The 24720-nt window shown below is 70.8% G+C and carries 22 protein-coding genes and 1 pseudogene; 11 read left to right on the forward strand and 12 right to left on the reverse strand.

Features of this window, described 5'->3' with window-relative positions:
- A pseudogene (locus tag VFH59_RS10845) lies at window positions 1–146 on the forward strand (IS481 family transposase); the annotation flags it as partial.
- Here the strand turns inward: VFH59_RS10845 and VFH59_RS10850 are convergent.
- Both VFH59_RS10850 and VFH59_RS10855 read right to left on the reverse strand, forming a co-directional pair.
- On the reverse strand, window positions 143–775 hold the full coding sequence (locus VFH59_RS10850; RefSeq protein WP_325164911.1) for a LysE family translocator: 633 nt from the start codon (window positions 773–775) through the stop codon (window positions 143–145). The pseudogene VFH59_RS10845 and the gene VFH59_RS10850 overlap by 4 nt on opposite strands.
- 64 nt (window positions 776–839) lie before the next feature.
- Entirely contained in the window at window positions 840–1817 is a 978-nt protein-coding gene (locus VFH59_RS10855; RefSeq protein ID WP_325164912.1) for a UPF0104 family protein, read from the reverse strand.
- Window positions 1818–1988: 171 nt separating this feature from the next.
- Between VFH59_RS10855 and VFH59_RS10860 the strand changes: the two genes are divergently transcribed.
- Both VFH59_RS10860 and VFH59_RS10865 read left to right on the forward strand, forming a co-directional pair.
- The gene (locus VFH59_RS10860; protein WP_325164913.1) at window positions 1989–3311 is read left to right on the forward strand and encodes an APC family permease; all 1323 of its coding nucleotides are present in this window, start codon (window positions 1989–1991) and stop codon (window positions 3309–3311) included.
- A gap of 52 nt (window positions 3312–3363) precedes the next feature.
- The gene (locus VFH59_RS10865; RefSeq protein ID WP_325164914.1) at window positions 3364–5451 is read left to right on the forward strand and encodes a beta-agarase; all 2088 of its coding nucleotides are present in this window, start codon (window positions 3364–3366) and stop codon (window positions 5449–5451) included.
- Between the two features lie 3 nt (window positions 5452–5454).
- Here the strand turns inward: VFH59_RS10865 and VFH59_RS10870 are convergent, their stop codons facing one another.
- The 7 genes from VFH59_RS10870 to VFH59_RS10900 are packed head-to-tail and all read right to left on the reverse strand — an operon-like array spanning window position 5455 to window position 11997.
- On the reverse strand, window positions 5455–6846 hold the full coding sequence (locus VFH59_RS10870; RefSeq protein WP_325164915.1) for a sugar porter family MFS transporter: 1392 nt from the start codon (window positions 6844–6846) through the stop codon (window positions 5455–5457).
- Entirely contained in the window at window positions 6843–7802 is a 960-nt protein-coding gene (locus tag VFH59_RS10875) for an SMP-30/gluconolactonase/LRE family protein (protein ID WP_325164916.1), read from the reverse strand. The genes VFH59_RS10870 and VFH59_RS10875 overlap by 4 nt, the downstream gene beginning before the upstream one ends.
- The gene (locus VFH59_RS10880) at window positions 7799–8563 is read right to left on the reverse strand and encodes an SDR family oxidoreductase (RefSeq protein ID WP_325164917.1); all 765 of its coding nucleotides are present in this window, start codon (window positions 8561–8563) and stop codon (window positions 7799–7801) included. The genes VFH59_RS10875 and VFH59_RS10880 overlap by 4 nt, the downstream gene beginning before the upstream one ends.
- Before the next feature lie 2 nt (window positions 8564–8565).
- Window positions 8566–9714, reverse strand: coding sequence for a galactonate dehydratase (dgoD, locus tag VFH59_RS10885; RefSeq protein WP_325164918.1), 1149 nt, complete (start codon window positions 9712–9714; stop codon window positions 8566–8568).
- The gene (locus VFH59_RS10890) at window positions 9711–10355 is read right to left on the reverse strand and encodes a 2-dehydro-3-deoxy-6-phosphogalactonate aldolase (RefSeq protein ID WP_325164919.1); all 645 of its coding nucleotides are present in this window, start codon (window positions 10353–10355) and stop codon (window positions 9711–9713) included. The genes dgoD and VFH59_RS10890 overlap by 4 nt, the downstream gene beginning before the upstream one ends.
- Window positions 10352–11275, reverse strand: a complete 924-nt coding sequence (locus VFH59_RS10895) for a 2-dehydro-3-deoxygalactonokinase (protein WP_325164920.1) — start codon at window positions 11273–11275, stop codon at window positions 10352–10354. The genes VFH59_RS10890 and VFH59_RS10895 overlap by 4 nt, the downstream gene beginning before the upstream one ends.
- Window positions 11272–11997 carry a FadR/GntR family transcriptional regulator gene (locus tag VFH59_RS10900; protein WP_325164921.1) on the reverse strand — a complete coding sequence of 242 codons (726 nt, stop codon included), beginning with the start codon at window positions 11995–11997 and terminating at the stop codon, window positions 11272–11274. The genes VFH59_RS10895 and VFH59_RS10900 overlap by 4 nt, the downstream gene beginning before the upstream one ends.
- 386 nt (window positions 11998–12383) lie before the next feature.
- Between VFH59_RS10900 and VFH59_RS10905 the strand changes: the two genes are divergently transcribed.
- The 5 genes from VFH59_RS10905 to VFH59_RS10925 all read left to right on the forward strand — a co-directional run bounded on the left by VFH59_RS10905 (window position 12384) and on the right by VFH59_RS10925 (window position 20423).
- Entirely contained in the window at window positions 12384–13535 is a 1152-nt protein-coding gene (locus tag VFH59_RS10905) for an aldose epimerase family protein (RefSeq protein ID WP_325164922.1), read from the forward strand.
- Window positions 13536–13620: 85 nt separating this feature from the next.
- Window positions 13621–14805 carry a cellulase family glycosylhydrolase gene (locus VFH59_RS10910; RefSeq protein WP_325164923.1) on the forward strand — a complete coding sequence of 395 codons (1185 nt, stop codon included), beginning with the start codon at window positions 13621–13623 and terminating at the stop codon, window positions 14803–14805.
- 117 nt (window positions 14806–14922) lie between these two features.
- The gene (locus tag VFH59_RS10915; RefSeq protein ID WP_325164924.1) at window positions 14923–17724 is read left to right on the forward strand and encodes a TonB-dependent receptor; all 2802 of its coding nucleotides are present in this window, start codon (window positions 14923–14925) and stop codon (window positions 17722–17724) included.
- Window positions 17725–17824: 100 nt separating this feature from the next.
- On the forward strand, window positions 17825–19387 hold the full coding sequence (locus VFH59_RS10920) for an exo-alpha-sialidase (protein ID WP_325164925.1): 1563 nt from the start codon (window positions 17825–17827) through the stop codon (window positions 19385–19387).
- Window positions 19388–19424: 37 nt separating this feature from the next.
- Window positions 19425–20423 (forward strand): glycoside hydrolase family 43 protein, encoded by a 999-nt coding sequence (locus VFH59_RS10925; protein ID WP_325164926.1) that lies wholly within the window; start codon window positions 19425–19427, stop codon window positions 20421–20423.
- Window positions 20424–20432: 9 nt separating this feature from the next.
- Here VFH59_RS10925 and VFH59_RS10930 read toward each other — a convergent pair whose 3' ends face one another.
- From VFH59_RS10930 to VFH59_RS10940, 3 genes are read right to left on the reverse strand one after another with little or no spacing between them, the layout of a single operon-like run.
- Window positions 20433–20840, reverse strand: coding sequence for a hypothetical protein (locus VFH59_RS10930; protein ID WP_325164927.1), 408 nt, complete (start codon window positions 20838–20840; stop codon window positions 20433–20435).
- A complete protein-coding gene (locus VFH59_RS10935; protein ID WP_325164928.1) occupies window positions 20841–21311 on the reverse strand; it encodes a DUF962 domain-containing protein in 471 nt (156 codons plus the stop codon).
- Between the two features lie 21 nt (window positions 21312–21332).
- Window positions 21333–22229 carry a phosphoribosylaminoimidazolesuccinocarboxamide synthase gene (locus VFH59_RS10940; protein ID WP_325164929.1) on the reverse strand — a complete coding sequence of 299 codons (897 nt, stop codon included), beginning with the start codon at window positions 22227–22229 and terminating at the stop codon, window positions 21333–21335.
- Window positions 22230–22403: 174 nt separating this feature from the next.
- On the opposite strand from VFH59_RS10940, the gene VFH59_RS10945 reads away from it, so the two are divergent.
- From VFH59_RS10945 to rpe, 3 genes are all read left to right on the forward strand, one after another.
- A complete protein-coding gene (locus VFH59_RS10945; protein WP_325164930.1) occupies window positions 22404–22715 on the forward strand; it encodes a c-type cytochrome in 312 nt (103 codons plus the stop codon).
- On the forward strand, window positions 22712–23515 hold the full coding sequence (djlA, locus tag VFH59_RS10950; protein ID WP_325164931.1) for a co-chaperone DjlA: 804 nt from the start codon (window positions 22712–22714) through the stop codon (window positions 23513–23515). The genes VFH59_RS10945 and djlA overlap by 4 nt, the downstream gene beginning before the upstream one ends.
- A gap of 126 nt (window positions 23516–23641) precedes the next feature.
- Entirely contained in the window at window positions 23642–24310 is a 669-nt protein-coding gene (rpe, locus tag VFH59_RS10955; protein WP_325164932.1) for a ribulose-phosphate 3-epimerase, read from the forward strand.
- Window positions 24311–24720 lie beyond the last annotated feature (410 nt).

Below are 24720 nucleotides of genomic sequence, written 5' to 3' on the forward strand. Positions count from 1 at the left end.
GCAGCTATGACCACTCGGCCCAGCGCGCCGCGCACTGGTGGGCTTGGCTGCATCAGTACAACTGGCACCGGCCACACGCCAGCCTGGACTACCGGCCACCTATCACCCGCATCGCCATGAACAACCTGGTGGGTTTACACATCTAGCGGCGTCCCTGCGCGAGCATGCGCACGGCCAGCGCCGCGAGCACCGTGCCCATCATCCAGCGCTGCACGGCCTGCCAGAGCGGGCGCCCGCCCAGGAACCGGGCGATGCCGCCGGCGGCAAGCACGATCAGTGCGTTGACCGTCAGGCTGATGGCGATCTGGGTGAAACCCAGCACGAGCGACTGTCCGAGCACGCTGCCCCGGCCGGGCGCGATGAACTGCGGCAGCAGCGACAGGTAGAGCATCGCCGCCTTGGGATTGAGCAGGTTGGTCAGCAGACCCATCGCGAACAACCGGCGCGGGCGGTCCGGCGCCAGCTGTCGCACCTGGAACGGCGAACGGCCGCCGGGCCTGAGCGCCTGCCAGGCCAGGTGCAGGAGATAGAGCGCGCCGCCGAGGCGCAGCGCGTCATAGGCATACGGCACCGCGAACACCAGCGCGGTGATGCCGAAGGCAGCGCACAGCATGTAGGCGATGAAGCCCACGCCCACGCCGGCCAGCGACACCAGCCCCGCCGCACGGCCCTGGGTGACCGACCGCGAGACCAGGTAGACCATGTTCGGCCCGGGCGTCAGCACCAGCCCCAGGGCGATCAGCGCGAAGGCGAACAGATGGCTGGCGTCGGGCATGCGCGGCACCACGGGGGAAGGGGACGCCGAGCATACGGCCGTGCCCCGGCCGCGGCATGTGCCGTCAGGACGGATCGTCCAGCGGTGCGGCGAGGGCACGGCGCCGGCGCGCCTCGAACAGGCCCAGGCCCAGCGCGGCAAGCCCGAATGGCAGCAGGTTGTAGACCAGCCGATAGCACAACAGGGCGGCGAGTACGTCCGCGCGCGCCCGGGCCGGAAACGCGCCGAGCAGGATCGCCTCGAACACGCCCAGCCCGCCGGGGGCGTGGCTGATGATGCCGGCCAGCAGCGCGGCCAGATAGACCGGCACGAAGTCGGCAAAAGCCGGCGCGATCGGCGGCGGCAGCAGCAGGTACATCGCAGCGATGGCCGCACTCATCTCCACGCCGCCGAGCAGCATCTGCACCATCGCCGAGCCCGCGCCGGGCAGGGCGATGGTCCAGCGGCCGACGCGCAGGCTGCGCGGTCGCGCCAGCCACAGCACCAGCCCGGCCAGCAGCAGCGCGATGACCACGCCGCCGACGCGCCCCCAGCCGGCGGCGACCGGCGGTTCCATCAGCAGCCCGGCCGCGCCCAGCACGGCATAGCCCAGGCCCACGCCCAGGCTGGCCAGCGCGACCACGCGCGCGATGTCGCCCGCACCCAGGCCGGCGGAGGCGTAGACCCGGTAGCGCACCGCACCGCCGGTAACCGCGTGGAACCCCAGCGTGTTGGACAGCGCATGTGCCGCGAAGCCCGCGAATGCCGCCAGTCCGGCCGATGCGCGCGCGGGGGCCACGCGCCGCGCGGCCAGCACGTCGAACGCGGCCAGCATGGCGAAGCTGGTCGCGGTCGCGGCCAGGGCGGCGGCGACGTGCGAGCGCTGCAGCTGCACCAGTGCGGCGGCCACGTCGCGCCAGCGCATCGCGCCGAGGTAGCGGTGCAGCAGCCAGCCCGCCAGTGCGAGCAGCAGCGCCGAGACGAGCCAGGAAAGGGTGCGCCACCCGCGGCGCGTGCGCGAGTCGCCCGTGGCGCCGGCGCGGGAAGAAGGGCGTACGGACATCGGCGCGACCTTAGCCGGATGCATCCGGGCGCGCGAGTGCCGGCGGCGCGGGAGGCGCCCTCCAGGCATGCCCGCCCGCGCCCCGGATGCTCCTTGAGGACCCGCAGGCTGAACCGGACCGGCCAGTCACGTTATCGTTGCCCTTCCGCCGCCCGCGATGCCCGCCCACGCATGAGTACCGAATCGAACACCTACCTGCGCCGCCTGGGCACCTGGGACGCGGCGATGATCGTCATCGGCGGCGTGATCGGCGCAGGCATCTTCCGTACCCCGGCGACGCTCGCCCAACGCACCGGCTCGGGCTGGGAGCTGCTGATCCTGTGGGCCGTCGGCGGCCTGCTCACCCTGGCCGGCGTGCTCTGCTACGCGGAGCTCGGCGCACGGCGGCCGCAGGCCGGCGGCAGCTACATCTACCTGCGCGAGGCGTTCGGCCAGCTGCCGGCGTTCCTGTTCGGCTGGACGATGGCGCTGATCAACTACCCCGGCAGCGTGGCGGCGGTCGCGACCGCGTTCGCCGACTACTTCTGCGCGGCGCTGGGCCTGTCGACCCTCTACATCAAGCCGGTGGCCGCCGGCGCGATCGCCTTCATCGTCGGCGTGAACCTGTTCGGCATCCGCGCCGGCGCCTGGGTGCAGAACATCTTCACCGTGCTCAAGCTCGCGGCCATCGCGCTGCTGGTGGTGGTCGGCGTGGTGCTCGCCGATGGCCACCTGGGCGTGACGCTGGCCACCGATCCCGGCCGCAACGTGCCACCCGGTGCACTGTTCGGCGCGCTGCTGCCGGTGCTGTTCAGTTATGGCGGCTTCCACTACCTCAACGACCTGGCCGGCGAGGTACGCGATCCGCAACGCACCCTGCCGCGCGCGCTGGGGGTGGGCATGGCCGGGGTGGTGATCGCCTACGTGCTGGCGAACTTCGCCTACCTGGCCGGCCTGGGCCACGCGGGCCTGGCGGCCAGCCAGGCGCCGGCGGCCGACCTGATGCGCGGGCTGCTCGGCGAGCGCGGTGCCACCCTGATGGCGCTGGGCATCGCCTGCTCCACCTTCGGCTACTGCAACATCGCCATCGCCGGCGGCGCGCGCGTGCTGCAGACGATGGGCGCCGACGGCATGTTCTTCTCCGCCGTGGGCCGGATCGAACCGCAGAGCCGCGCGCCGCAGGTGGCGCTGGCCACGCTCGGCGCGTGGGCGATCGTGCTGGCGGTGTCCGGCAGCTTCAACCAGCTGCTCGACTACACCACCGTGGGCGAGTGGCTGGCACACGCCTGCAGCATCGCCACACTGTTCTGGTACCGCCGCTACCTGAGCGAGCCCTCGCCCTACCGCGTGCCGTTCTACCCGTGGCTGCCGATGGTGTTCGTGGCGACCGTCCTGGGCGTGATCGGCGCGACCGCCTTGCACAACCCGCACGACGCCGGCATGAGCCTGGTCATCATCGCCTGCGGCATTCCCGCCTATTACGGCTGGCGCTGGCTGGAGCGCAGCAGCGCCTGACCGGGCACGGCGCCGACGCCGTGTTCGCGGCGGCTCGAGCGACACTGGCCGCATGAAAAGCCACGCTGCATTCGTTGGCCTGCTGCTCTCGCTGGCGTGCCGGGCGCAGGCCGCGGCCGGGCCGGCAGGGCTGCAGGCCGACCTGTCGCACGTCCGGGCCGGCGGGATGCAGCAGGTGGCCGGCGAGACCCTGCGCCGCTACACCTTCGAGCCGTCGGCCCGGCCCTACGTACGCCTCGCGCCGGAGCGGCCCTGGCGGGGCGGCGGGCAGTGGCGGGTGCGCGTGCAGAACGCCATGCCCTGGGCGGTCACCCTGTCGATCGACCTGGAAGGCGTGGCGGGGGCGCACCTGCAGGCGACCGTCGGCCTGCCTGCCGGCCCCCCGCAGACCCTCGTGGTGCCGCTGCACGCGACCGCGCCGCGCGCCTTCGGCATGCAGGCCGGGCCGCCGATGCCGGTCCAGCTGGACGGGCAGCGCATCGTGCTCGCCACCACGGTGGAAGGCGCCCCGGCGCTCCAGGCCGTGCGCGCGGCGCGCTTGTCCATCCCCGCGCCGCAGGCCGCGCAGGTGCTTCTTGTCGGCACGCCCGGCGTGGTCGCGGGTGACACGTTGCACCAGGCCTATGCCGGCATCGTCGACCGCTACGGCCAGTACACGCGCGCGCAGTGGCCGGAGAAGATCGACAGCGACGCCGCGCTGCGCGCGGTGCATGCGCGCGAGCACGCGCAACTGGCCGGCACCGGCGTGCACGAGGAAAAAAGCGGCCATGCGAACGCCCGGGCCACCGCCACCGGCTGGTTCCACACGCAGAAACTCGACGGTCGCTGGCGACTGATGACACCGGAGGGCCATCCTTTCTTCTCGCTGGGCATCAATACGGTGACGGCCGACGGTGGTCGCAGCTACGTGCAGGGCCGGGAATGGATGTTCGCTGGCCTGCCGCCGGCCGTGGGTGCCTGGCAGGCGTTCTACGGACGCGGTGACAGCCGCCGCGACACCGGCGCGACCACCGGCCTGGCCTATGACCATGGCCGCTGGTTCGACTTCTATGCGGCCAACCTGTTCCGCGTCGACGGCACCGGCTGGCGCGCGGCCTGGCGCACCCGCACCCGCGCGCGGCTGGCCGCCTGGGGCTTCAACACGCTGGGCAACTGGAGCGACACGGCCGTCGCCCGCGGGCATCGGCTGGCCTACACGCGACCGATCGCGATCGCCGGCACCTACGCCGACGTCGCGACAGGCTACGACTGGTGGGGGCGCATGCCCGATCCCTTCGATCCACGCTTCGCAGCGGCGGCCGAACGCGCGGTCGCCGCCGCTACCCGGGGCGTGCGTGACGATCCATGGCTGCTCGGCTACTTCGCCGACAACGAGCTGGCGTGGGCGTCCCCCGGCCCGCAGGGCCGCTGGGCGCTGGCCCTCGGCACGCTGCGCGGCGAGCCACGCAGCCCGGCCAAGCAGGCCTTCCTGGCCATGCTCAAGCGCAAGTACGGCGACGCGCTGCGGCTGGGCGTGGCCTGGGGCATCGGCGTGACGCGCTGGGAGGCGCTGGAGCCGGCCGGCTTCCAGGCCCCCGTGCCGGACGAAGCCCACCCGGCCATCGCCGCGGACTACAGCGCCTGGCTGCGCGCCTACGCCGGGCGCTACTTCCGCACCGTCGCGCAGGCGCTGCGCCGGCACGACCCGCACCACCTGTTCCTCGGGGGGCGCTTTGCCGTACGTACGCCCGAAGCGGTGGCCGCCTGCGCGCAGTGGTGCGACGTCATCAGCATCAACGTCTACGCCGACCTGCCGCAGCACGGCATGGACCTGGCCGCCCTGCGCCGGCTCGACCGGCCGGTGCTGATCAGCGAGTTCGCGTTCGGCTCCACCGACCGCGGCCCGTTCGGCGCCGGCCCGGTGCCGGTGTGGAACGAGGCGCAGCGCGGCGAGGCTTATGCGCGCTTCCTCGCCGCCGCGGCAGCAGACCCCTCGATCGTCGGCGCGCACTGGTTCCAGTACGCCGACGAGCCGGTGGCCGGCCGCCTGCTCGATGGCGAGAACGCGCACCTCGGGCTGGTCGGCATTACCGACATTCCGTTCGGCGGTTTTGTGCGGGCGGTCGCGGCCGCCAACGCGGCGGCGCGCGAAACGCCATGAGTGCTAGCGGCCGATCTCGCGCAGGCGCCTGCCGTGCATCAGGTTGCGTTCGATCTGCTCCAGCGTGACGCCCTTGGTCTCGGGCACCAGCCAGACGGTCAGTCCGATGAAGACCAGGTTGAGCGCGGCATACAGCCAGAAGGTGTAAGCGTTGCCGATGCCGTTGAGCAGGGTCAGGAAGGTGGCGCCGACGATCATGTTGGCGATCCAGTTGGTGAACGTCGAGCAGCCGATGCCGAAGTCGCGGCCCTTCAGCGGCTGGATCTCCGAGCACAGCGTCCACACCAGCGGGCCGGCCGACATCGCGAAGCCGACGATGAACATCAGCAGCATCGCCACGGTGAAGATCTGCGCCGCATGCGTGGCGATGCCGCCGTGCATCATCGCGCCGACCACACCCAGGCCCACGGCCATGACGGCGAAGCCGGTGTACAGGATCGGCTTGCGACCCCAGCGGTCGATCAGCGCGATGGCAATGAAGGTGGCCAGCACGTTGGTCAGGCCGACCAGCGCGGTGAACCACATCTGCGCGGCGGTGTCGTAGCCCATCGCCTGGAAGATGCGTGGCGCGTAGTACATCACCACGTTCATGCCGGTGAACTGCTGCATCAGCTGGAGCAGTACGCCCAGCCCGACCGAGCGGCGGAAGTTGCGGTTCTCCAGGAACAGGTGCCAGCCGCGCTGCGGGGTCTTGAGCTGCTCCTCGATATCGGCCGCCTCGCGCTCGACCACGCGGGCGTCGCCACGCAGCCGCTGCAGCACGCCGATGGCCTCCTCGCGGCGGCCGCGCATCATCAGCCAGCGCGGGCTGTCCGGCAGCATCAGCACGCCCAGCAGGAACAGCGCGCCGGGGATCGCGATCACGCCCAGCATCCAGCGCCACTGGCCCGAGTAGCTGAAGGCGGTGTCGGAAAGGAAGGCCACCAGGATGCCGATGGTGATCATCAGCTGGTAGGTCGAGATCATCGCGCCGCGGATATGCTCGGGTGCCACCTCGGCCAGGTACAGCGGCGCGGTGAAGGTGGCCAGGCCGATCGCCAGGCCCAGCACCAGGCGTGCCGCGATCAGCGTGGCCGGCGACCAGGCCATGCCGGAGAGCAGCGAGCCGAGCACGAACAGCACCGCGCCCAGGATCAGCGAGCGCTTGCGGCCCAGGTGGGAGGACAGCCAGCCGGCCCCGACCGCACCCACCGCGGCGCCGAACATCATCGAGCTGACGATCCACTCGATGACATGGTCGCCGACGCGGAAGTCGCTCTGGATGAACTGGGTGGCGCCGGAGATCACGCCGATGTCCAGGCCGAACATCAGGCCGGCCAGCGCGGCCAGGATGCAGGTGAAAAGGGCCGCCGTCCGGGGCTGCGCGAGAGGTGTGGCAAGAGCGTTGCTGTTCATGGATGGGCTTCCCCGGAAGCGGAGTGGAGGGCGCCGGCCGCGGTACCGCCCGGGTGGGCCGACAGCCGCGGCGGCGTGCCGGCGAAACGCGGTTCCGGCAGGCCGATGGTGCCCGCCGGTGCCGCGAACAGCGCGCCGGCGGACGGTTGCGAGGCAAGCGCCGCGGCGTCCAGGCCGTCGCGCGCGCTGGTGATGTAGAGCATCGCCAGATCGGCCCCGCCGAAGGCGGGGCGGGTCGGCTGCGAGGCGGGTACGTCGATGCACTGGTCCAGGCGACCGTCGGCGGTATAGCACGCCACGCGCCCCAGGCCCCACTGCGCGTTCCACAGGTTGCCGGCCGCATCCACCGCCGAGCCGTCCGGCTCGCCGCGCGGGTCGTCCACTTGCGCGAACGTGCGGGGCGGGCCACAACGGTCGCCGTAGGCACAGCACTGGATGGTGCGGCTGGGCGAGTCGCAGAAATAGAGCGTGCGCCCGTCGGGACTGAACGCGACGCTGTTGCTGATCGCCACGCCCGGCAGTTCCAGGCGCTCGAGCGAAAGGTCCGCGTTCAGGCGCCAGAAGCCGCCGACCGGCTGCCGCGCACCGCCCGCAGGCGGCTCGTGCAGCGTGCCGAACACGAAGCGTCCCTGCCGGTCGCAGGCGCCGTCGTTGAGCCGCGTGGGCAGGCCGGGTTCCACCGGCGCGATCGGCGCCAGCGTCCCGCTCGCCGGGTGGAAGAAGGCCAGCCGCGAGGCGAGTCCGAGCAGCAGCCAGCCCTCGGCCTCGCACAGCGCGAGGCAGGCCAGCCGTTCGGGCATCGTCCACTGCTCGACCCGCGCATCGCGCGGGCGGAAGCGCCAGAGCGTCGCCGCGTGGATGTCGGTCCAGTACAGCGCCTGCTCGCGCTGGCACCAGAGGACGCCTTCGCCCAGCGTGTTGCGCGCCTGCAGGACGGCCGCGGCGGATGCGCTCATACCCAGCCGCCGTCCACGATGAAATCCTGGCCGGTGCACATGCGGCTGTCGTCGGCCGCCAGGAACAGCGCCGCACGGGCGAGATCGTCGGCCATCAGGTAGCCGGGCAGGCACTGCACGCGCGCGATCTCGGCCTCGCCCTCGGCGTCCAGCCACAGGCGGCGCTGCTTCTCGGTGATCACCCAGCCCGGCACCAGCGCATTGATGCGGATGCGGTCGTGGCCGAGCTCGCGCGCCAGGCCGTTGACCAGCCCGCGCACCGCGGCCTTGGCCATGGCGTACATCGGGTAGCCGGCATTCTTCTTCATCCAGCCGGTCGAACCCAGGCAGATCACCGAGCCACCGCCCAGGCGCCGCATGTCTTCGCGCACCGCCTGCGTGGCGAAGTACTGGTGGCGCAGGTTGACCGCGATGTTGCGGTCGAAGTCGGCACCGGTGGTGTCGCCGAAGGCGTGCCGCACGTCGTTGGCGGCGTTGTTGACCAGCACGCCGATCGGGCCGATCGCGGCGCGCGCCTGCGCGATCGCCGCGCCCAGCGCGTCCAGGTCGGTGACGTCGCAGGGCAGGAAGAGTGGCTCGTGGCGGGCGTCGGCCAGCGACGCGCAGAGCGCCTCGCCGTGCGCGCGGTCGACGTCGATGAAGGCGACCCGGCTGCCCTGGCGCGCGAAGTGCTCGACGAACGCCGCGCCGATGCCCGTCGCGCCGCCGCTGACGAACACGCTGCGGTCGACCAGGCTGGGATAGGAAGCGAACGCGGCCATGCTCACCACTCCGCCACGCTGCCGTCGGCATGGCGCCAGACCGGGTTGCGCCAGCGATGGCCGGCCGATGCGCGCTCGGCGACGTAGGCCTCGTTCACGTCGACGCCGAGACCCGGACCGCCCGGAATCGCAACGAAGCCGTCCTCATAGGCGAACACGCTGCGGTCGCTGACGTAGTCGAGCAGGTCGTTCGCCGCGTTGTAGTGGATGCCCAGGCTCTGCTCCTGGATGAAGGCGTTGTGGCAGACCGCGTCCAGCTGCAGGTTGGCGGCCAGCGCGATCGGCCCGAGCGGGCAGTGCAGCGCGATCGCCACGTCGTAGGCCTCGGCCATCGCGGCGATCTTGCGCGTTTCGGTGATGCCGCCGGCGTGCGAGGGATCGGGCTGCAGGATGTCCACGCCGCCGATCGCCAGCACGCGCTTGAAGTCGTAGCGCGAGTACAGCCGCTCGCCCAGCGCGATCGGCGCCGGGGAAATCGCGGCCAGCTCGGGCAGGGCCTCGAGATGCTCGGACAGCACCGGCTCCTCGATGAACATCAGTTTGTAGGGCGCCAGTTCGCGCATCAGCACCTTGGCCATCGGCTTGTGCACGCGGCCGTGGAAATCCAGGCCCAGGCCGACGTGCGGCCCGACCGCGTCGCGCACCGCCTGTACGTTGGCGAGCACCTGTTCGACCTTGGCGTGGGTGTCGACGTACTGCATTTCCTCGGTGGCGTTCATCTTGACCGCGGTGAAGCCGCGCGCCACCGCGTCCTTCGCGGCACGCGCGGTGTCCGCCGGGCGGTCGCCGCCGATCCACGAGTACACGCGGATGCGCTCGCGCACCCGGCCGCCGAGCAGGTCGTGCACCGGCCGGCCAAGTTCCTTGCCCTTGATGTCCCACAGCGCCTGGTCGATGCCGGCGATCGCGCTCATCAGGACCGGCCCGCCGCGGTAGAAGCCGCCGCGGTACATCACGCTCCACAGGTCCTCGATGTGGCGCGGATCCTTGCCGACCAGGTAGTCGGACAGCTCGTCCACCGCCGCGGCGATGGTGTGCGCGCGCCCCTCGACGATCGGTTCGCCCCAGCCGCAGATCCCCGCATCGGTATCAATGCGCAGGAACAGCCAGCGGGGTGGCACGACGAAGGTGGTGAGGCGGGTGATCTTCATGCACGGATTCCTGAATCGAGGTGGCGCCGCCAGGCCTGGGCGAAGGCCCGCGCGCGCATGCCGACGTCGTCGGCCGCACGCCCCGGCGCGTAGAGCGCGGAGCCGATGCCGAAGCCGGCCGCGCCGGCGGCCAGCCACGGCGCCATGGTGTCGGGTGCGACGCCGCCGACCGGCAGCACCGCGGTGCCCGGCGGCAGCACCGCGCGCCAGGCTTTGAGCACGGCCGGGGAGGCCTGCTCGGCGGGGAACAGTTTCAGCGCGTCGGCGCCGGCGGCGAGCGCGGCGAACGCCTCGGTCGGCGTAGCGACGCCCGGCACGCAGTAGAGTCCGGCCTGCTTGGCGGCACGGATCACCGCCACGTCGGCGTGCGGCATCACCACGATGCGCCCGCCGGCCTCGGCAATATCGCGCACCGACGCCGGATCGAGCACGGTGCCGGCGCCGACCAGCCGCCCGGCGCCATAACGCCCGGCCATGCGGCGGATGCTTTCCAGCGGCTGCGGCGAGTTGAGCGGCACTTCCAGGATGCGCAAGCCGGCCTCGACCAGTGCGTCGCCGACCGTCGGCACTTCGTCGGGGCGCAGGCCGCGCAGGATGGCGACCAGCGGGAGCGGGTCGAGCCAGGTCTTGAAATCGTTCATGCGTGTGGATGTCCGTGGAGCAGGCCGGCCGTCGCGGCGACCTGCCAGAGGCCGGCCGCGGCGGCGGCACCGGAAGTGCGTTGCAGGGCCAGGCCGAAGGCCGGCGCCGCCAGCAGGTAACGTGCGCAGAGCGCGTCTTCCCCGACGACCTGCACCGGCGCCCCGGGCGCCGCCCAGCCGCCGGCCAGCGCCATGCGCAGCTCGTCGCCGATCAGCAGGCCGGAAAGGAAATCCGCGACCGATGCCGGCGCCAGCGCGCCCTCGAGCATCAGCGCGCGCGCCGAGAACAGCCGCGACAGGCCACCGGCCGCGCCGGAGGTCCGCGCCGCGGCGACGCCCAGTGCGAACGCCTCGTCGTCGGTGCCGTCCGCGGGCAGGCCCGCGCCGAGGACCGAGTGCCCGCGCAGCAGCGCGAACAGCTCGCCGGTCATCAGGGTAGTGAAGCCGGTGACCGCGCCCCGGTGCACGCGCACCCACTTGCTGTGCGTACCGGGCATCAGCAGCTGCACGTCGTCTGCCGGAGCCGGCGACTGCGCCAGCACGCCGGCGACCTGGGTCTCCTCGCCACGCATCACGTCCGGCCCGGTGGGATCGCGCAGGCCGGGCACGATGAGCAGGGTGCGGCCGTCCGGTGCATCGACGGCGGTCAGCGCGCCGGCCAGCGCAGCGAGCCGGCACGGCGTGTCGAGATAGGGCGCCTCGCGCCAGCCGCCGCGACTGCCGACCATGCCGCAGGCCAGCACCGGCGCGCGCGGCCAGCCCTCGACCGCCCGCGCGAAGGCTTCCTCGAAGCCGCCCTCGGGCAACTGCCGGCTGCCCCAGGGCAGCGCGCGGGTCTCCGCGACGGCGCCCGCCTCGTCGAAGCGGTAGGCGCGCAGCCGCGTGCTGCCCCAGTCCAGGCCGACCAGCGGGGTGTTCACGCACTGGCCTTTTTGCGGGCGCGGCCGCGGCTGTGCTGCAGGTTCGCCTGCGAGTCGGCGATCATCGCGTGCATCGCCTTGCGCGCCACCTCCGGCTGCTTGCGGCGGATCGCCTCGAGCACCTTCTGGTGTTGCGGCAGCGAGTACTTGAAGTTGCCCGCGGTACGCGCGGACAGGGTGAAGAAGGTGCCCAGCGCGGTCTCCACCACCGAGAACAGCGACTGCAGCAGTTCGTTGCCGGTCGCATGCAGCACCGCGTCGTGGAACTGCAGGTCGGCGGCGGTCCACTCGTCGAGCGTCTGCGCCGCGTCCATCGCGCGGTAGGCGGCGTCGATGGCGGCCAGTTGCTCGGTGCTGCGCCGACGCGCGGCGTTGGCGGCGGCGGCCGGCTCGATCACCTCGCGCATCTCCACCAGCTTGTCGACGAAGTCGTCGGTCGGCATCGAGGCGCAGCGCCAGGCCAGCACGTCGGCATCGAGCTGGTTCCAGTGCCGCTTCTCCAGCACCCGCGCACCGACACCGGTGCGCGATTCGATCAGGCCCTTGGCCGAGAGCACCTTGAGCGCCTCGCGCAACGCGGTGCGGCTGACCTGCAGGCTTTCGGCGAGCGTTTCCTCGCGCGGCAGCACCTCGCCGGGCTTGACCTTGCCCCCCACGATGCGCTGCCCGAGCTCGTGCATCACGTGCCCGTACAGGCTGCGGACTGCGATCGGCTTCCTCATGAAATGCGGCTCCCCGGCGGGCGTTGGTCGATCGTGCTGGCGGGCGCTGCCGGCGCCCGGACGGTTTGTCATACAAATCGACTATAAGCACTCGGCGCGCGTCCTGCCAAGGTGCGGCGGCGCATTTTTTTCGCTGCTTGATCGCATGCTGCGAAGAGTGCGATGACGCAATGCGGAATTTGCGTGGCGGCGAGCGATCAGTGCCGACGCCGACGGCGGCCAGTCACGCGGCGTTGCGATGCGGAAGCGGCGTCCCGGGCGGTCTGCCAGTCGCGCAATGCCGCGCCGCACAAAGAAAATTTTCCTGCCCGCGAACACTTGCACGATAATCATACAATGTGCTTGCATGCCTCCACTTCGACGACCGCGGAAGGGGCTTTGGCGACATGCGACGTGCAGGGTGGATCGGTTCGATGCTCGGGCTGGCGGCGCTGTCGATGACGGCGCACGCGGGCACGATGGCCAGGCGCGAGACCTTCGGCACGATGCCGGACGGCAAGCCGGTGGAGGCCGTGGTGCTGACCAACGCGCACGGCCTCACGGCACGGGTGATCGCGTACGGCGCAAGCCTGCAGTCGCTCAGCGTGCCCGACCGCGAGGGGCACCTGGCGGACATCGTGCTCGGCTATCCCACCCTCAAGGGCTATCTCGACCAGCCGCAGTACTTCGGCGCCACCGTCGGCCGCTACGCCAACCGCATCGCCAGGGGCCGCTTCGTGCTCGACGGCAAGACCTACCAGGTGCCGGTCAACAACGGCCCCAACTCGCTGCACGGCGGCACGCGCGGTTTCGACAAGGTGTTGTGGACCGTCGCCGGGACACACCACGACGCCAGCAAGGCGAGCGTGACGCTGAGCTACGTCAGTCCCGACGGCGACATGGGCTACCCCGGCACGCTGTCGGTGACGGCGACCTACACCCTGGACGACCGGGACCAGCTGTCGATCGCCTACCGCGCGACCACCGACCGGCCGACCATCGTCAACCTGAGCAACCACGCCTACTGGAATCTCTCCGGCGAAGGCTCGGGCAGCGTGATGGACGAGCGGCTGACCATCCCGGCCGACGCCTTCCTGCCGGTCGACGCCGGCTCCATTCCCACCGGCGAGATCCGCCCGGTCGCCGGCACGCCGTTCGACTTCCGCCGGGCCAAGCCGATCGGGCGCGACATCCGCACTGCGGACCCGCAGCTGCTGGACGGCCACGGCTACGACCACAACTGGGTGGTCAGCCGCAAGGCCGCCGCGGCGCCGCGCATGGTCGCGCGCGTGGAGGACCCGGCATCCGGCCGCGTGCTCACGCTCAGCTCGGCGCAGCCGGGCCTGCAGTTCTACTCGGGCAACTTCCTGGACGGCACCACCGTGGGCACCGGCGGGCACGTGTACCGCCAGGGCGACGCGTTCGTGCTCGAACCGCAGCTGTATCCGGATACCCCCAACCAGCCGGACTTCGGTTCGGCGCGGCTGGCGCCGGGGCAGGTCTATCGCAACCTGATCGTCTACCGCTTCACCACCGAGCCGGCGCGCAGCGCGCGTTGACCCGGCCCACCACATGCCAAGGGCACCCGTCGCGGGTGCCCGCGGGGAGCGTTTGCCTGGCGCAACGCAACACGAGGGAGATCGCATGAAACATCCACTGTTGGCCCTGGCATTCGGCGCGGCGGCGCTCATCGCCGCCCGCGCGCCCGCTGCCGATGCGCCGGCCCGCTGGACGCCGTCGAAGGCGCACGCCTGGTACGAGCACCAGCCCTGGCCGTTGGGCAGCAACTACGTGCCGGCGAACGCGATCAACGAGCTGGAGATGTGGCAGGCCGCGAGCTTCGACCCGGCGCGCATCGACAAGGAGCTGGGCTGGGCGCAGCAGCTGGGCATGAACACCATGCGCGTGTTCCTGCACGACCTGCTGTGGAAGCAGGACCCGGCCGGCTTCAAGCGACGCATCGACCAGTTCCTCACCATCGCCGACCGGCACGGCATCAAGCCGATCTTCGTGCTGTTCGACTCGTGCTGGGACCCGGAGCCCGAGCTCGGGCCGCAGCATCCGCCGATCCCCGGCGTGCACAATTCCGGCTGGGTGCAGAGCCCGGGCGTGGCGATGGCCGACCCGACCCAGTACCCGCGGCTCGAGCAATACGTGAAGGACATCGTCGGCAGCTTCGCCAAGGACAAGCGCGTGCTCGCCTGGGACGTTTGGAACGAGCCCGACAATCCCGGCGGCGGCAACTATGACCCGCGCGAGCCGAAGGACAAGGTGGCGCTGGTGGCCAGGCTGCTGCCGCAGGTATTCGCTTGGGCGCGCAGCGCCGCGCCGACCCAGCCGCTCACCAGCGGCCTGTGGCATGGCGGCGACTGGTCCGACGCGGCGCAGCTCAACGCGGTCGAACGCACCCAGCTCGACGAATCCGACGTGATCAGCTTCCACAACTACGGCTGGCCGGAGGAGTTCGCCGGACGCGTGCGCCAGCTCGCGCACTACGGGCGGCCGCTGATCTGCACCGAATACATGGCGCGCGGCGCGGGTTCGACCATCGACGGCGTGCTGCCGCTGGCCAAGAAGCTCGACGTGGGCATGGTCAACTGGGGCTTCGTCGAGGGGCGCACGCAGACCACGCTGCCGTGGGACTCCTGGCAGCGCCCGTACACGCTGCAGCCGCCGACGATCTGGTTCCACGACCTGCTGCACGGTGACGGCACGCCCTACCGCCAGCGCGAGGCCGCGATCCTGCGCGCACTCTCCCACGCCCCGCGCGGCGTGGTGCCGGAGGCGGCGGCGAGCTATCCCGCGCCGGCCGCCGCCACCAGGCCCTGAGCACGCCGCCGATCACCCCTTCTACTGCCGCGCGGCCTGCCTGCCCGCGGCGCACCCAGACCAGGCACGGCCCCGCCGCAACGGTGGCCGCGTTCTTCCTACCGGAGGTTTGAACCCATGTACCGCAACCGCATTCCCGTGACGATCCTGGCGGCCGCGATCGCGGCGGCCTTCGCGCCGGCGCACGCGCAGGATGCGCCGGCGCCCGACGCGACCGGCACCCGATCCTCCGACAGCGCCACTCCGCAGGATGCGCAGTCCACTGCGCACAAGAGCGGCACCGCGCAGAGCGAGCAGAAGAAGAAAGTCGTCGATCTCTCGCAGGTGACGGTCACCCCGCTGCGCCAGAGCCTGGAGAGCGCGCAGTCGCTCAAGCAGGACGCGCGCATGGTGGTCGACTCGATCGTCGCCGAGGACATCGGCAAGCTGCCGGACAACAGCGTGGCCGACGCCATGCAGCGCATCACCGGCGTGCAGGTGGCACAGGGCTTCCAGGGCGAGACCAGCTCGGTGGTGATCCGCGGCCTGCCCAACGTCATCACCACGCTCAACGGGCGCGAGATCTTCAGCGGCGTGGGCCGTGGCTTCGCGTTCCAGAACCTGCCGGCCACCGCGGTCAAGACCGTCTCGGTCTACAAGAGCAGCGAGGCGAGCCTGCCCGACGGCGGCATCGCCGGCGTGGTCGACATGCAGCTGTACCGTCCGTTCGACTTCGACGGCGCCAAGGTGGCGGCGACCTACACCGCCACCCACGCCAAGTACGGCAACCACACCGATCCCAACTTCAGCGTGCTGGCCAGTGATCGCTGGCACACCGGCATCGGCGAGGTCGGTGCGCTGGTCAACGCCAGCTTCATGGCCCAGCACTACCAGTACAACGCGGTCTGGGGCGATTTCCCGAAGGTGCTCACCGACGGCACCGGGACGCCGATGCGCACCGATGCGGGCGACCTGATCGCCGCGCCGAACGGCTTCGGCGCCGACTACAACATCGGCTACCGCCAGCGCCCCGAACTCAACTACGCCCTGCAGTGGAAGCCCAACGACAGCACCGAGGTGTATGCCGAGGGCCTGTACGACTGGGACTCGGACGACTACAACCAGCCGTTCTATTTCTCCTTCCCGGTCGGCGCGGTGACCCCTGACAACCTGACCGTCTCCAACCACTGCTACGCCGACCAGCTCACCGGCTCGCCGTTCGAAGGCCAGACCATCTGCGATGCCGCCGGCGGCAGCTGGACCGGCAACACCTACGCGGCGACCAGTACGCAGGCGCACACCGAGCACGGCCGCGACATGCAGCACGCGGTGGGCGTGAAGTGGCAGGGCGACAAGCTGCGCCTGAGTTCGGACCTGTCGTATGGGACGACGTCGTTCGACGTCAACACCTTCATCGTCGACACCTTCCTCAAGGGGCCGGTGACCACGGTGTGGAACGGTACTGCCGGCAACCAGCAGAACTGGTCACTCGGCAACAACCTGCAGCTGGATCCGGGCAACTACTACCTCAACGGCCTGTTCCAGACCTGGAACACCCAGCGCGGCAAGCAGTGGGCCTGGCGCGGCGACGGCAACCTGGACATCAACGGCAGCTTCTTCAGCTACCTCGACTTCGGCCTGCGCTACGCCGACCACAAGGCCCAGTACACCGGCAGCATCGAGCGGTCCACGCCGCCGCCGGGCGGCGCCGGCACCGGCAACATCGTCGAGACGCCGAATCCGGCCAACCAGGTGACCGCGCGCTTCCCGACCGACTACTTCTGCGCGATGCCGACCACCTCGGCGATCCCGGTGTCCTGGCTGACCGGCTGCTACGACTACCTGACCGGCAACGCGGACGCGATCCGCGGGCTGTACGGCCTGCCCGCGGGCCGGGCGCCGGTGAACCCCGGCCGCTACTACAACATCGACGAGAAGACCCTGGCCGCGTACCTGCAGGCGGCCTACGACACCACCGTGTTTGGCCTGCCGGCGGACGGCCTGATGGGCATGCGCGTGGAGCGCGTCAAGCGCAACCTCGACGCGTATTCCTTCAACGCAGCCACCGGCATCTACTCACCGCTGTCGGTGGACACCAGCGAGCCGGTGTACCTGCCGAACCTTAGCTTCAACCTGCATTTCACCGATGCGCTCCAGCTGCGCCTGGTGGCGGCCAAGACCGTCACCTACCCCGGTTTCGGCCAGCTCAACCCGTCGCTCTCGCTCAACCCCGGCACGATCAACCGCGCCGGCGCGGCCGCCAGCGGCAACCCGGACCTCAAGCCGATCAAATCGAACAACTACGACGCCTCGCTGGAGTGGTACTTCGCCCCGTCCGGCTATGTCAGCGGCGGCGTGTTCTATCGCGACATCAACGGCTATATCCAGAACTACGTGACCGACGTGACGATCAACGGCGAGGCATACCAGCTGTCCTCGCCGCAGAGCGCCGGCAGCGGCCACCTGGACGGCGCCGAGGTCGCCTACCAGCAGTTCTTCGATTTCCTGCCGGGTGCCTTGAGCGGCCTGGGCGTGCAGCTGAACTACACCTACATCGACGGCTCCACCCGCTCGCCGCAGTACATCGGCGGCCCGGTCATGACCTCGCCGCTGCAGAACGTGTCGAAGAACAACTACAACGCGGTGCTGATGTACGAGAAGTACGGGTTCTCCGCGCGCCTGGCCTACAACTACCGCAGCCGCTTCATCGACTTCTTCACCCAGCCGACCGTGGCGGGGAACCACGACGAGATCGAACCGGCCAACCAGCTGGACCTGTCGGTGGGCTACGACGTCAACCCCAACACCACCGTGATCCTCTCGGCCACCAACCTGACCGGCCAGGATCTGCACCAGTACTGGGGCGACGGCAACTCGCGGCCGCGCGACATCCGCTATCAGGACCGCACCGTCGGCCTGGGTGTCCGCTTCAAGCTTTGAGCGGGATGACAACGACGACGGCGGAGCCTCCCCCCGCCGTCGTCGCCCGCTCCTTTCTTCGTCACGCGGCCGGCAGGCCGCGCCCGCTCCGAGGTCGACCATGACGCGTTCGCTCGTTCTCTCCCTTGCCATCGCCGTGGCCTGCCTCGGAGCGGCGCACGCCGCCCCGGCACCGCCCGGCACGCGCGGCCAGGTGCTCGCCGATGGCGTGGGCTACGTGTCGGTGGTGCGTCTGGCGCACCAGTCCGACGCGACCGCGAACGGCTCCATGCTGATGGTGTTCGAGCGCGACGGCATGGGCGGCATCCCGCTGTACCGGAGCGACGACAGCGGCGCGCACTGGCGCTTCCTTGCCGACCTGACCGACCAGGCGCACGGACGGAACCCGCGCTGGCAACTGCGCTGGCAGCCGCACCTGTCCGAGCTGGCCAGGCCGAGCGCCGACCTGCCCGCCGGCACGCTGCTGCTGGCCGCCAACGCCACCGGCAACGACGCCGGCGGGCGATTGGTCGCGGAGGACCTGCAGCTGTACGCCTCCACCGACGGCGGCCAGAGCTGGCGCTACCGCGGCTCGATCGTCCAGGGCGGCGGCAACCCGAGCGACAAGGACAACCATGGCGTGTGGGAGCCCAACATCCACCGCCTCGACGACGGCCGGCTGGTCGCCTATTACTCCAGCGAGGGGCACAAGGCAGCCGGCTTCAACCAATTGCTGGCGCACAAGGTGTCCGCCGATGGTGGCCGCAGCTGGGGCGGCGAGAAGGTGGACGTGGCCATTCCGGGCGGGGTCGAGCGCCCCGGCATGGCCGTGGTCGACCGCCAGCCGGACGGCCGCTACCTGATGACCTACGAGGACATCGACGGCCCGGACAACGGGCAGGTCTACCTCAAGACCAGCGCCGACGGACTGGACTGGGGCGATCCGGCCGACCGCGGCACGCCGGTGCGGACTGCCGCGGGCGCGTGGCCGGCGGCCTCGCCGATCGTGCGTTGGCTGCCCTGGCGCAAGGGTCCGGGCGTGATCGCCGTGCTGGCCGAACGGGCCGGCGGTGATGGCGATCCGTCTGGCCACAGCCTCTACTGGAACAACGACGGCGGCCGCGGTCCCTGGTGGGAGGCCGAGGCGCCGGTGCAGAAACTCACGGGCAACATCCATGCAGGCTGGACCCAGGCACTGCTGTCCATGCCGGGTGGCCGCCTGTGGCACGCGACCACCTCCTCGACCGCCGCCGATCCCGCCGACGCGCGCCGGAACGTGGTGATGTACGCCGAGGGACCGGCCCGCTTCGACCGCTACGAGGCGGAGGACGCGTTGCGGCGCTGGGCGGTGCGCATCGGTGATCCGACCGCGTCCAACCATGCCAAGGCACGCCTGGCCTCCGCCCCCGGTGGTCAGCTCACCTTCCCGGTGCACGTGCCGGCCGGCAGTTACCGCGCGGAGTTCCGCTGGCAGGATCTGGGCTTCACGCCCGCACTGCCGGTGCTACGGGTCAACGGCGTGGTCTGGAAGACCACCGACCGGGTCGACCACGACGGCTGGCATGTGGCCACCGCCAGCGGTCGCCTGCGCGAGGGCGACAACCGCGTGGTGCTGGAAGGCGCCGCGCGCCCGGCCGACGTGGACTACGTGCAGCTCGATCCGCTGCTGGCGGGTGGCCGCTGACGGTCACGTGCCGGCGCCTGTCATTCCTGGAGACCCCATGCGTCCGATGCGCCAACGCCCGCTGCTCGCCGTCCTTGCCCTGCTGCTCGCCGGCGCCACGCCGCCGGCGGTCGCAACGCAGGACTATGCCAAGCCGTTGCTTCCCTCGGGGCCGGACCCGTGGGTGGTCCAGTACGAGGGCACCTACTACTACACCGCCACCTCCGGCGACCGCATCGAGTTGCGCAAGACGCGCGACCTGCGCGAACTGGCGAAGGCCGAACCCGTGGTCGTGTGGCGGCCACCGGCGCAGGGGCCGGACTCGGCGGCCGTGTGGGCACCGGAGCTGCACCGGATCGACGGCAAGTGGTACCTCTACTTCACCGCGGCGGACGCCAAACACAACGACGACGACCACCGCCACGTCTTCGTACTGGAGAACGCCTCCGCCGATCCGACGCGGGGGCGCTGGGTGGAGCGCGGCATGCTCGGGACCCGGCACACGGGCATCGACGGCACGGTGTTCGAACACGGCGGCCGCCGGTACTTCGTCTATTCGGCTTACGTCGGCGACCACAGCGACCTGGTGATCGCGCCGATGACCAACCCGTGGACGCTCGGCGCGTCGCAGGTCGACATCGCCCGGCCGACGTACGCCTGGGAGATGCAGGGCGGACGCAAGATCCTGGAGGGACCGGAATTCCTGCAGGGGCCGGACGGCAAGGTGTTCCTCAGCTATTCGGCCAGCGCCTGCTGGTCGGACGACTACGCCCTCGGCCTGTTGCAGGCGGATGGGACGGCCGACCTGCTCGATCCGGCCTCCTGGCACAAGGCCCCGCGGCCGGTGTTCGCCAGTTCTCCCGAGCATGGCATCTACGCCCCCGGGCACAACGGTTTCTTCAAGGACACCGGCGGCCGCGACTGGATCATCTACCACGCCAACGGTGGTCCGGGCTGGAAGTGCACCCCGCGCCGCGCGCCGCGCATCCAGCCGCTCGGCTGGACGACCGACGGCATGCCCGATTTCGGTGAGCCCGGGGCGCCGCCGCAGCCCTAGTGGTGCGGCTCAGGTCAGGCTGGTGAGGATGCCGAACAGCACCGCCGTCACCGCTGCCATTGCCATGCAGGCGCTGGTGGGGCGGATTCGCCGGGCATCCGCGCGCGGCGTGAGGCGCCACAGCAGCAGCGTGCCGGCGAGCATGTCGACGACCAGCGCCAGGCGCAGCGGCAACGAGGCGACCAGCGGCCCGTAGGGCGGCCTGACGTGTCCCTCGCGCGCGGCCACCAGGCCGACCAGCAGCAGCCCGAGCAGGCTCCACAGCAGGCAGGCGAAGTAGACGCGGTTGAACACCACGTTGGCACGCTCGCTCCAGCGCAGGACGGGCCACGCGATCAGGCTGGCGAACAGCGCGACGATCGAGCCGTACAGCACCCACCAGAGCAGGGTGCTGAGCAGGGTAAGCAGGGTTTGCATCTAGTCGTGAGCCTTGAAACCGAGCCGGCGCAGGAGCTTCTCCATCAACCAGGCGGGACCGACCAGCAGGTAGGACAGGTCGGTGAGGAAGCTGGGCCGGTGGCCCTCGAACTTGTGGCCGATGAACTGGCCGATCCAGGCCAGCACGAACACCACGACGGCAAGCCAGCGCAGCCGCACCGGCCCGAGCAGCCCGAACAGCCAGGCGGTCAGCAGTGCCAGCGCGACGAAGGCGACCGCCAGCGCCGCGCCGAGCCGGTGCGAGTGTTTCCAGTACCAGGCGAAAGCCAGCACCATCGCGAACACCGCCCACGCGCCCGGCTTCAGGAACGCCGGCGGTACCGGCACGGTCCACAGCAGCGCGACCACGGTCCAGACGATCGGCGGCACGCAGATCCAGTGGATGACCTGGTTGACCGGATTGCGGTGGTCGGCGCTGTAGCCGTCGAGCCAGCTCTGCATGCTGCGCATGGCGTTGCCCCTGTCAGTGGCTCAGTCGAGCCGGATGCCGGCCAGCCGCTCCAGCGCCTCGGCGTACTTGGCACGGGTGCGCTCGATCACCTCGCCGGGCACGTGCGGGCCGGGCGCCTTCTTGTTCCAGTCCAGCGTCTCCAGATAGTCGCGCACGAACTGCTTGTCGTAGCTCGGCGGGCTGATGCCGGTGCGGTACTGGTCCGCCGGCCAGAAGCGCGAGGAATCGGGCGTGAGCATCTCGTCCATCACGTACAGCGTGCCGTCCTCGTCGGTGCCGAACTCGAACTTGGTGTCGGCGATGATGATGCCGCGGTCGGCCGCGTAGTCGGCGGCCCAGCGGTAGATCGCCAGCGTGGCGTCGCGCACCTTGTCGGCCAGCTCGCGGCCGACGGCATCGACCACCGCGTCGAAGCTCACGTTCTGGTCGTGGTCACCGACCGCCGCCTTGGTCGACGGGGTGAAGATCGGCTCGGGCAATTGCTGCGCCTGCCTGAGCCCCGGCGGCAGGGCGATCCCGCAGACCTTGCCGGTCGCCTGGTAGTCCTTCCAGCCGGAGCCGATCAGGTAGCCGCGGGCGATCGCCTCGACCGGCACGGGCTTGAGGCGCCGCGTCACCACGGCGCGACCGGCGTAAAGCGACAGGTCCGTACCCTTGGGCAGCACCTCGCCCAGCGGCACCTGCAAAAGATGGTTCGGCATGATGTGCGCGGTCTTGTCGAACCAGAAATTGGAGATCTGCGTGAGCATCTCGCCCTTGCCGGGGATCGGGTCGGGCAACACCACGTCGAAGGCGGACAGGCGGTCCGTGGCGACGATCAGCAGCCGGTTGCCGGGGAGCGCATAGACGTCGCGCACCTTGCCGCGGTGGATCAGGTCCAGGCCGGGCAGGTTCGATTGCAGCAGGGTGGTAGGCACGGGGCGATCCGCCGTCGAAGGGGGAGCGGGCTATTCTAGCGAGTCGCCGCGGGGCAGGCCCGGTCCGGCGCCCCGCCTGGCGGCGGCAGCCCTCGCCGCCCCGCTGGGGGCTGCCGCCGGGGCGCCTGCTAGAATCGCGCTTTCCGGGAATCCATCTCGCCCTACGCCTTGCCGATGCGACTCGTCCTGTTCGCGGCGCTCGTGACCGCCGCCCTGCCTGCCTTCGCCGCCGGCCCCGCCCGTCCCGCACGCCTGGGCCTGTGCGCGGCCTGCCACGGCGAGACCGGCATCGCGCAGATGCCCGGTGCGCCCAACCTGGCCGGGCAGCGGCTGGACTACCTGCGCAATGCGCTGGCGCAGTACCGCGACGGCCGCCGCGACGCGGCGGTCATGCGCGCGGCGATCGGCCCGGTGAGCGCCGCCGAGCTGGATGCCCTCGCGCGCTGGTACAGCGTGCAGGCGCCTGCCCCGCAGGCGCGCCCGTGAACCTGTCCACCACGCTGATCCTGGCGTTCGTCGGCCTGATCCTCGGCCACGGCCTGCCCGGGGCGATCGTCGGCGCGGTGATCGGCTTCGTCATCGACAGCCTGCGGCAGAGCCAGCGCTACCGCGCCACCCCCGAGGTCGGCGGCTTCATCGGGCCGCTGTTCGCGCTGCTTGGTGCGGTGGCCAAGTCGGACGGTCGCGTGTCGGAAGCCGAAATCGCCATCGCCGAGCGGCTGATGACGCGCATGGGCCTGTCCGGCGAGCAGCGCAGGGAGGCCATCGCCAGCTTCAACCGCGGCAAGCAACCGGAATTCGACGTCACGCCGGCGATCGACGGCCTGCGCCGCTGGGTCGGCATGCGCCGCGACCACGCTTTTCCGGTGCTGGACGTGGTGATCGAGACCGTGCTGGCCGAGGGCAACCCACCGCCGGAAAAAATGGCGCTGCTGCGCCAGCTCGCCTTCGCGCTGCGCATCAGCGACATGGAGCTGATGGCGCTGATGGCCATGAAGGGCTATGCCTGGAATGCCGCCGCGGGCGATCGCCGGCGTGGCGCCGGCGGTGGCGGCTACGTGCCGCCGCGGCGCAGCACGCATGGCCCGGACCCCTACGCCGTGCTCGGCATCGCGCGCGGCGCCGACGAACGCGCCATCAAGCGCGCCTACCGCAAGCTGATTTCCGAACACCATCCCGACCGCCTCGGCGATCTGCCCGAGGACATGCGCAAGCGCGCCGAAGCCCGTGCCAGCGAGATCAACGCGGCGTACGAGCGGATCAAGGCGGAAAAGGGGTTCAAGTAACTGACATCGTCCGCCCTGAGCGCAGGCCCGTCGGGGCCGAAGCCGAAGGGTCCCACCACCACATCCCTTCGACTGCGCTGCGCTACGCTCAGGGCGAACGGCTGTGAATCGAACGCAGGTCCCGGCATGAGCAAGCAGCCCCCCGTCATCGCCCCCTCCATCCTCTCCGCGGACTTCGCCCGGCTGGGCGAGGACACCGCCAAGGTGCTCGCCGCCGGCGGTGACTGGGTGCATTTCGACGTGATGGACAACCACTACGTGCCCAACCTGACGATGGGCCCGATGGTCCTCAAGGCCCTGCGCGACTACGGCATCCGTGCGCCGATCGACGTCCATCTGATGGTCAAGCCGGTCGACCGCATCGCGCCGGACTTCGCCAGGGCGGGCGCCAGCCTGATCAGCTTCCACCCGGAGGCCAGCGAGCACGTCGACCGCACCATCGGCCTCATCCGCGACGCCGGCTGCCAGGTGGGCCTGGTGTTCAACCCGGCCACGCCGCTCAGCTGGCTCGACCATGTGCTCGACAAGCTGGACCTGGTGCTGATCATGTCGGTCAACCCGGGCTTCGGCGGCCAGAAATTCATCCCCGAGGCGCTGAACAAGCTGCGTCAGGTGCGCCGGCGGATCGACGAGAGCGGCCGCGCCATCCGCCTGGAGATCGATGGCGGCGTCAGTGCGGCCAACATCGGCGAGATCGCCGCGGCAGGCGCCGATACGTTCGTGGCGGGCTCGGCCATTTTTGGTGCCCCCGACTACGGCCAGGTCATGGCCGCCATGCGCCAGGCGATCGGCTGACCGCAAAAGAAAAATCCCGGTGCAGGGCCTGCACCGGGATAAGAGCGTCGTCGGAATGGGACGCGTCGAGGAGTCCACCAGAGCGGGCGCCTGGCCACCACCGCCGGAAGACGGTGGTGTATCCACGGCAATGGACGACGCCCGCCACTACAGCAAGACCGGCGCCCCGCCGGTTGGTTCCGCGACGGGGCAAATTTTTTTTCCGTGCCCGCTGGGGCCGGAGGTGCACGTCCCGTTCACGGCGGGCCGGGAGGCCGGTGCGGCTACACGCGCCCGGCAAAAAAAATCCCCTCGCGAGGAGGGGAAGGAACGGTGGCTGACGGAGGGCCCTGCGCGGGTACCGTGGGATGATTCAGAGCGGCTGCCAGTCCGGATCCGGCTCCTCGCCCACACCCGCCGCGCCTCCCTGC

This window comes from Frateuria sp. (assembly GCF_035695185.1).
Lineage (GTDB): Bacteria > Pseudomonadota > Gammaproteobacteria > Xanthomonadales > Rhodanobacteraceae > Frateuria_A.

Bases quoted from the DNA above. Each gene is read 5' to 3' on its own strand.
- VFH59_RS10860 (WP_325164913.1), top strand. From the start codon at position 1,989: ATGAGTACCGAATCGAACACCTACCTGCGCCGCCTGGGCACCTGGGAC.
- VFH59_RS10935 (WP_325164928.1), bottom strand. From the start codon at position 21,311: ATGCGCAGCATGCAGAGCTGGCTCGACGGCTACAGCGCCGACCACCGC.
- VFH59_RS10880 (WP_325164917.1), bottom strand. From the start codon at position 8,563: ATGGCCGCGTTCGCTTCCTATCCCAGCCTGGTCGACCGCAGCGTGTTC.
- VFH59_RS10945 (WP_325164930.1), top strand. From the start codon at position 22,404: ATGCGACTCGTCCTGTTCGCGGCGCTCGTGACCGCCGCCCTGCCTGCC.
- VFH59_RS10865 (WP_325164914.1), top strand. From the start codon at position 3,364: ATGAAAAGCCACGCTGCATTCGTTGGCCTGCTGCTCTCGCTGGCGTGC.
- VFH59_RS10890 (WP_325164919.1), bottom strand. From the start codon at position 10,355: ATGAACGATTTCAAGACCTGGCTCGACCCGCTCCCGCTGGTCGCCATC.
- VFH59_RS10925 (WP_325164926.1), top strand. From the start codon at position 19,425: ATGCGTCCGATGCGCCAACGCCCGCTGCTCGCCGTCCTTGCCCTGCTG.
- VFH59_RS10855 (WP_325164912.1), bottom strand. From the start codon at position 1,817: ATGTCCGTACGCCCTTCTTCCCGCGCCGGCGCCACGGGCGACTCGCGC.
- VFH59_RS10905 (WP_325164922.1), top strand. From the start codon at position 12,384: ATGCGACGTGCAGGGTGGATCGGTTCGATGCTCGGGCTGGCGGCGCTG.
- VFH59_RS10850 (WP_325164911.1), bottom strand. From the start codon at position 775: ATGCCCGACGCCAGCCATCTGTTCGCCTTCGCGCTGATCGCCCTGGGG.
- VFH59_RS10915 (WP_325164924.1), top strand. From the start codon at position 14,923: ATGTACCGCAACCGCATTCCCGTGACGATCCTGGCGGCCGCGATCGCG.
- VFH59_RS10930 (WP_325164927.1), bottom strand. From the start codon at position 20,840: ATGCAAACCCTGCTTACCCTGCTCAGCACCCTGCTCTGGTGGGTGCTG.
- dgoD (WP_325164918.1), bottom strand. From the start codon at position 9,714: ATGAAGATCACCCGCCTCACCACCTTCGTCGTGCCACCCCGCTGGCTG.
- VFH59_RS10910 (WP_325164923.1), top strand. From the start codon at position 13,621: ATGAAACATCCACTGTTGGCCCTGGCATTCGGCGCGGCGGCGCTCATC.
- VFH59_RS10900 (WP_325164921.1), bottom strand. From the start codon at position 11,997: ATGAGGAAGCCGATCGCAGTCCGCAGCCTGTACGGGCACGTGATGCAC.
- rpe (WP_325164932.1), top strand. From the start codon at position 23,642: ATGAGCAAGCAGCCCCCCGTCATCGCCCCCTCCATCCTCTCCGCGGAC.
- VFH59_RS10870 (WP_325164915.1), bottom strand. From the start codon at position 6,846: ATGAACAGCAACGCTCTTGCCACACCTCTCGCGCAGCCCCGGACGGCG.
- VFH59_RS10920 (WP_325164925.1), top strand. From the start codon at position 17,825: ATGACGCGTTCGCTCGTTCTCTCCCTTGCCATCGCCGTGGCCTGCCTC.
- VFH59_RS10875 (WP_325164916.1), bottom strand. From the start codon at position 7,802: ATGAGCGCATCCGCCGCGGCCGTCCTGCAGGCGCGCAACACGCTGGGC.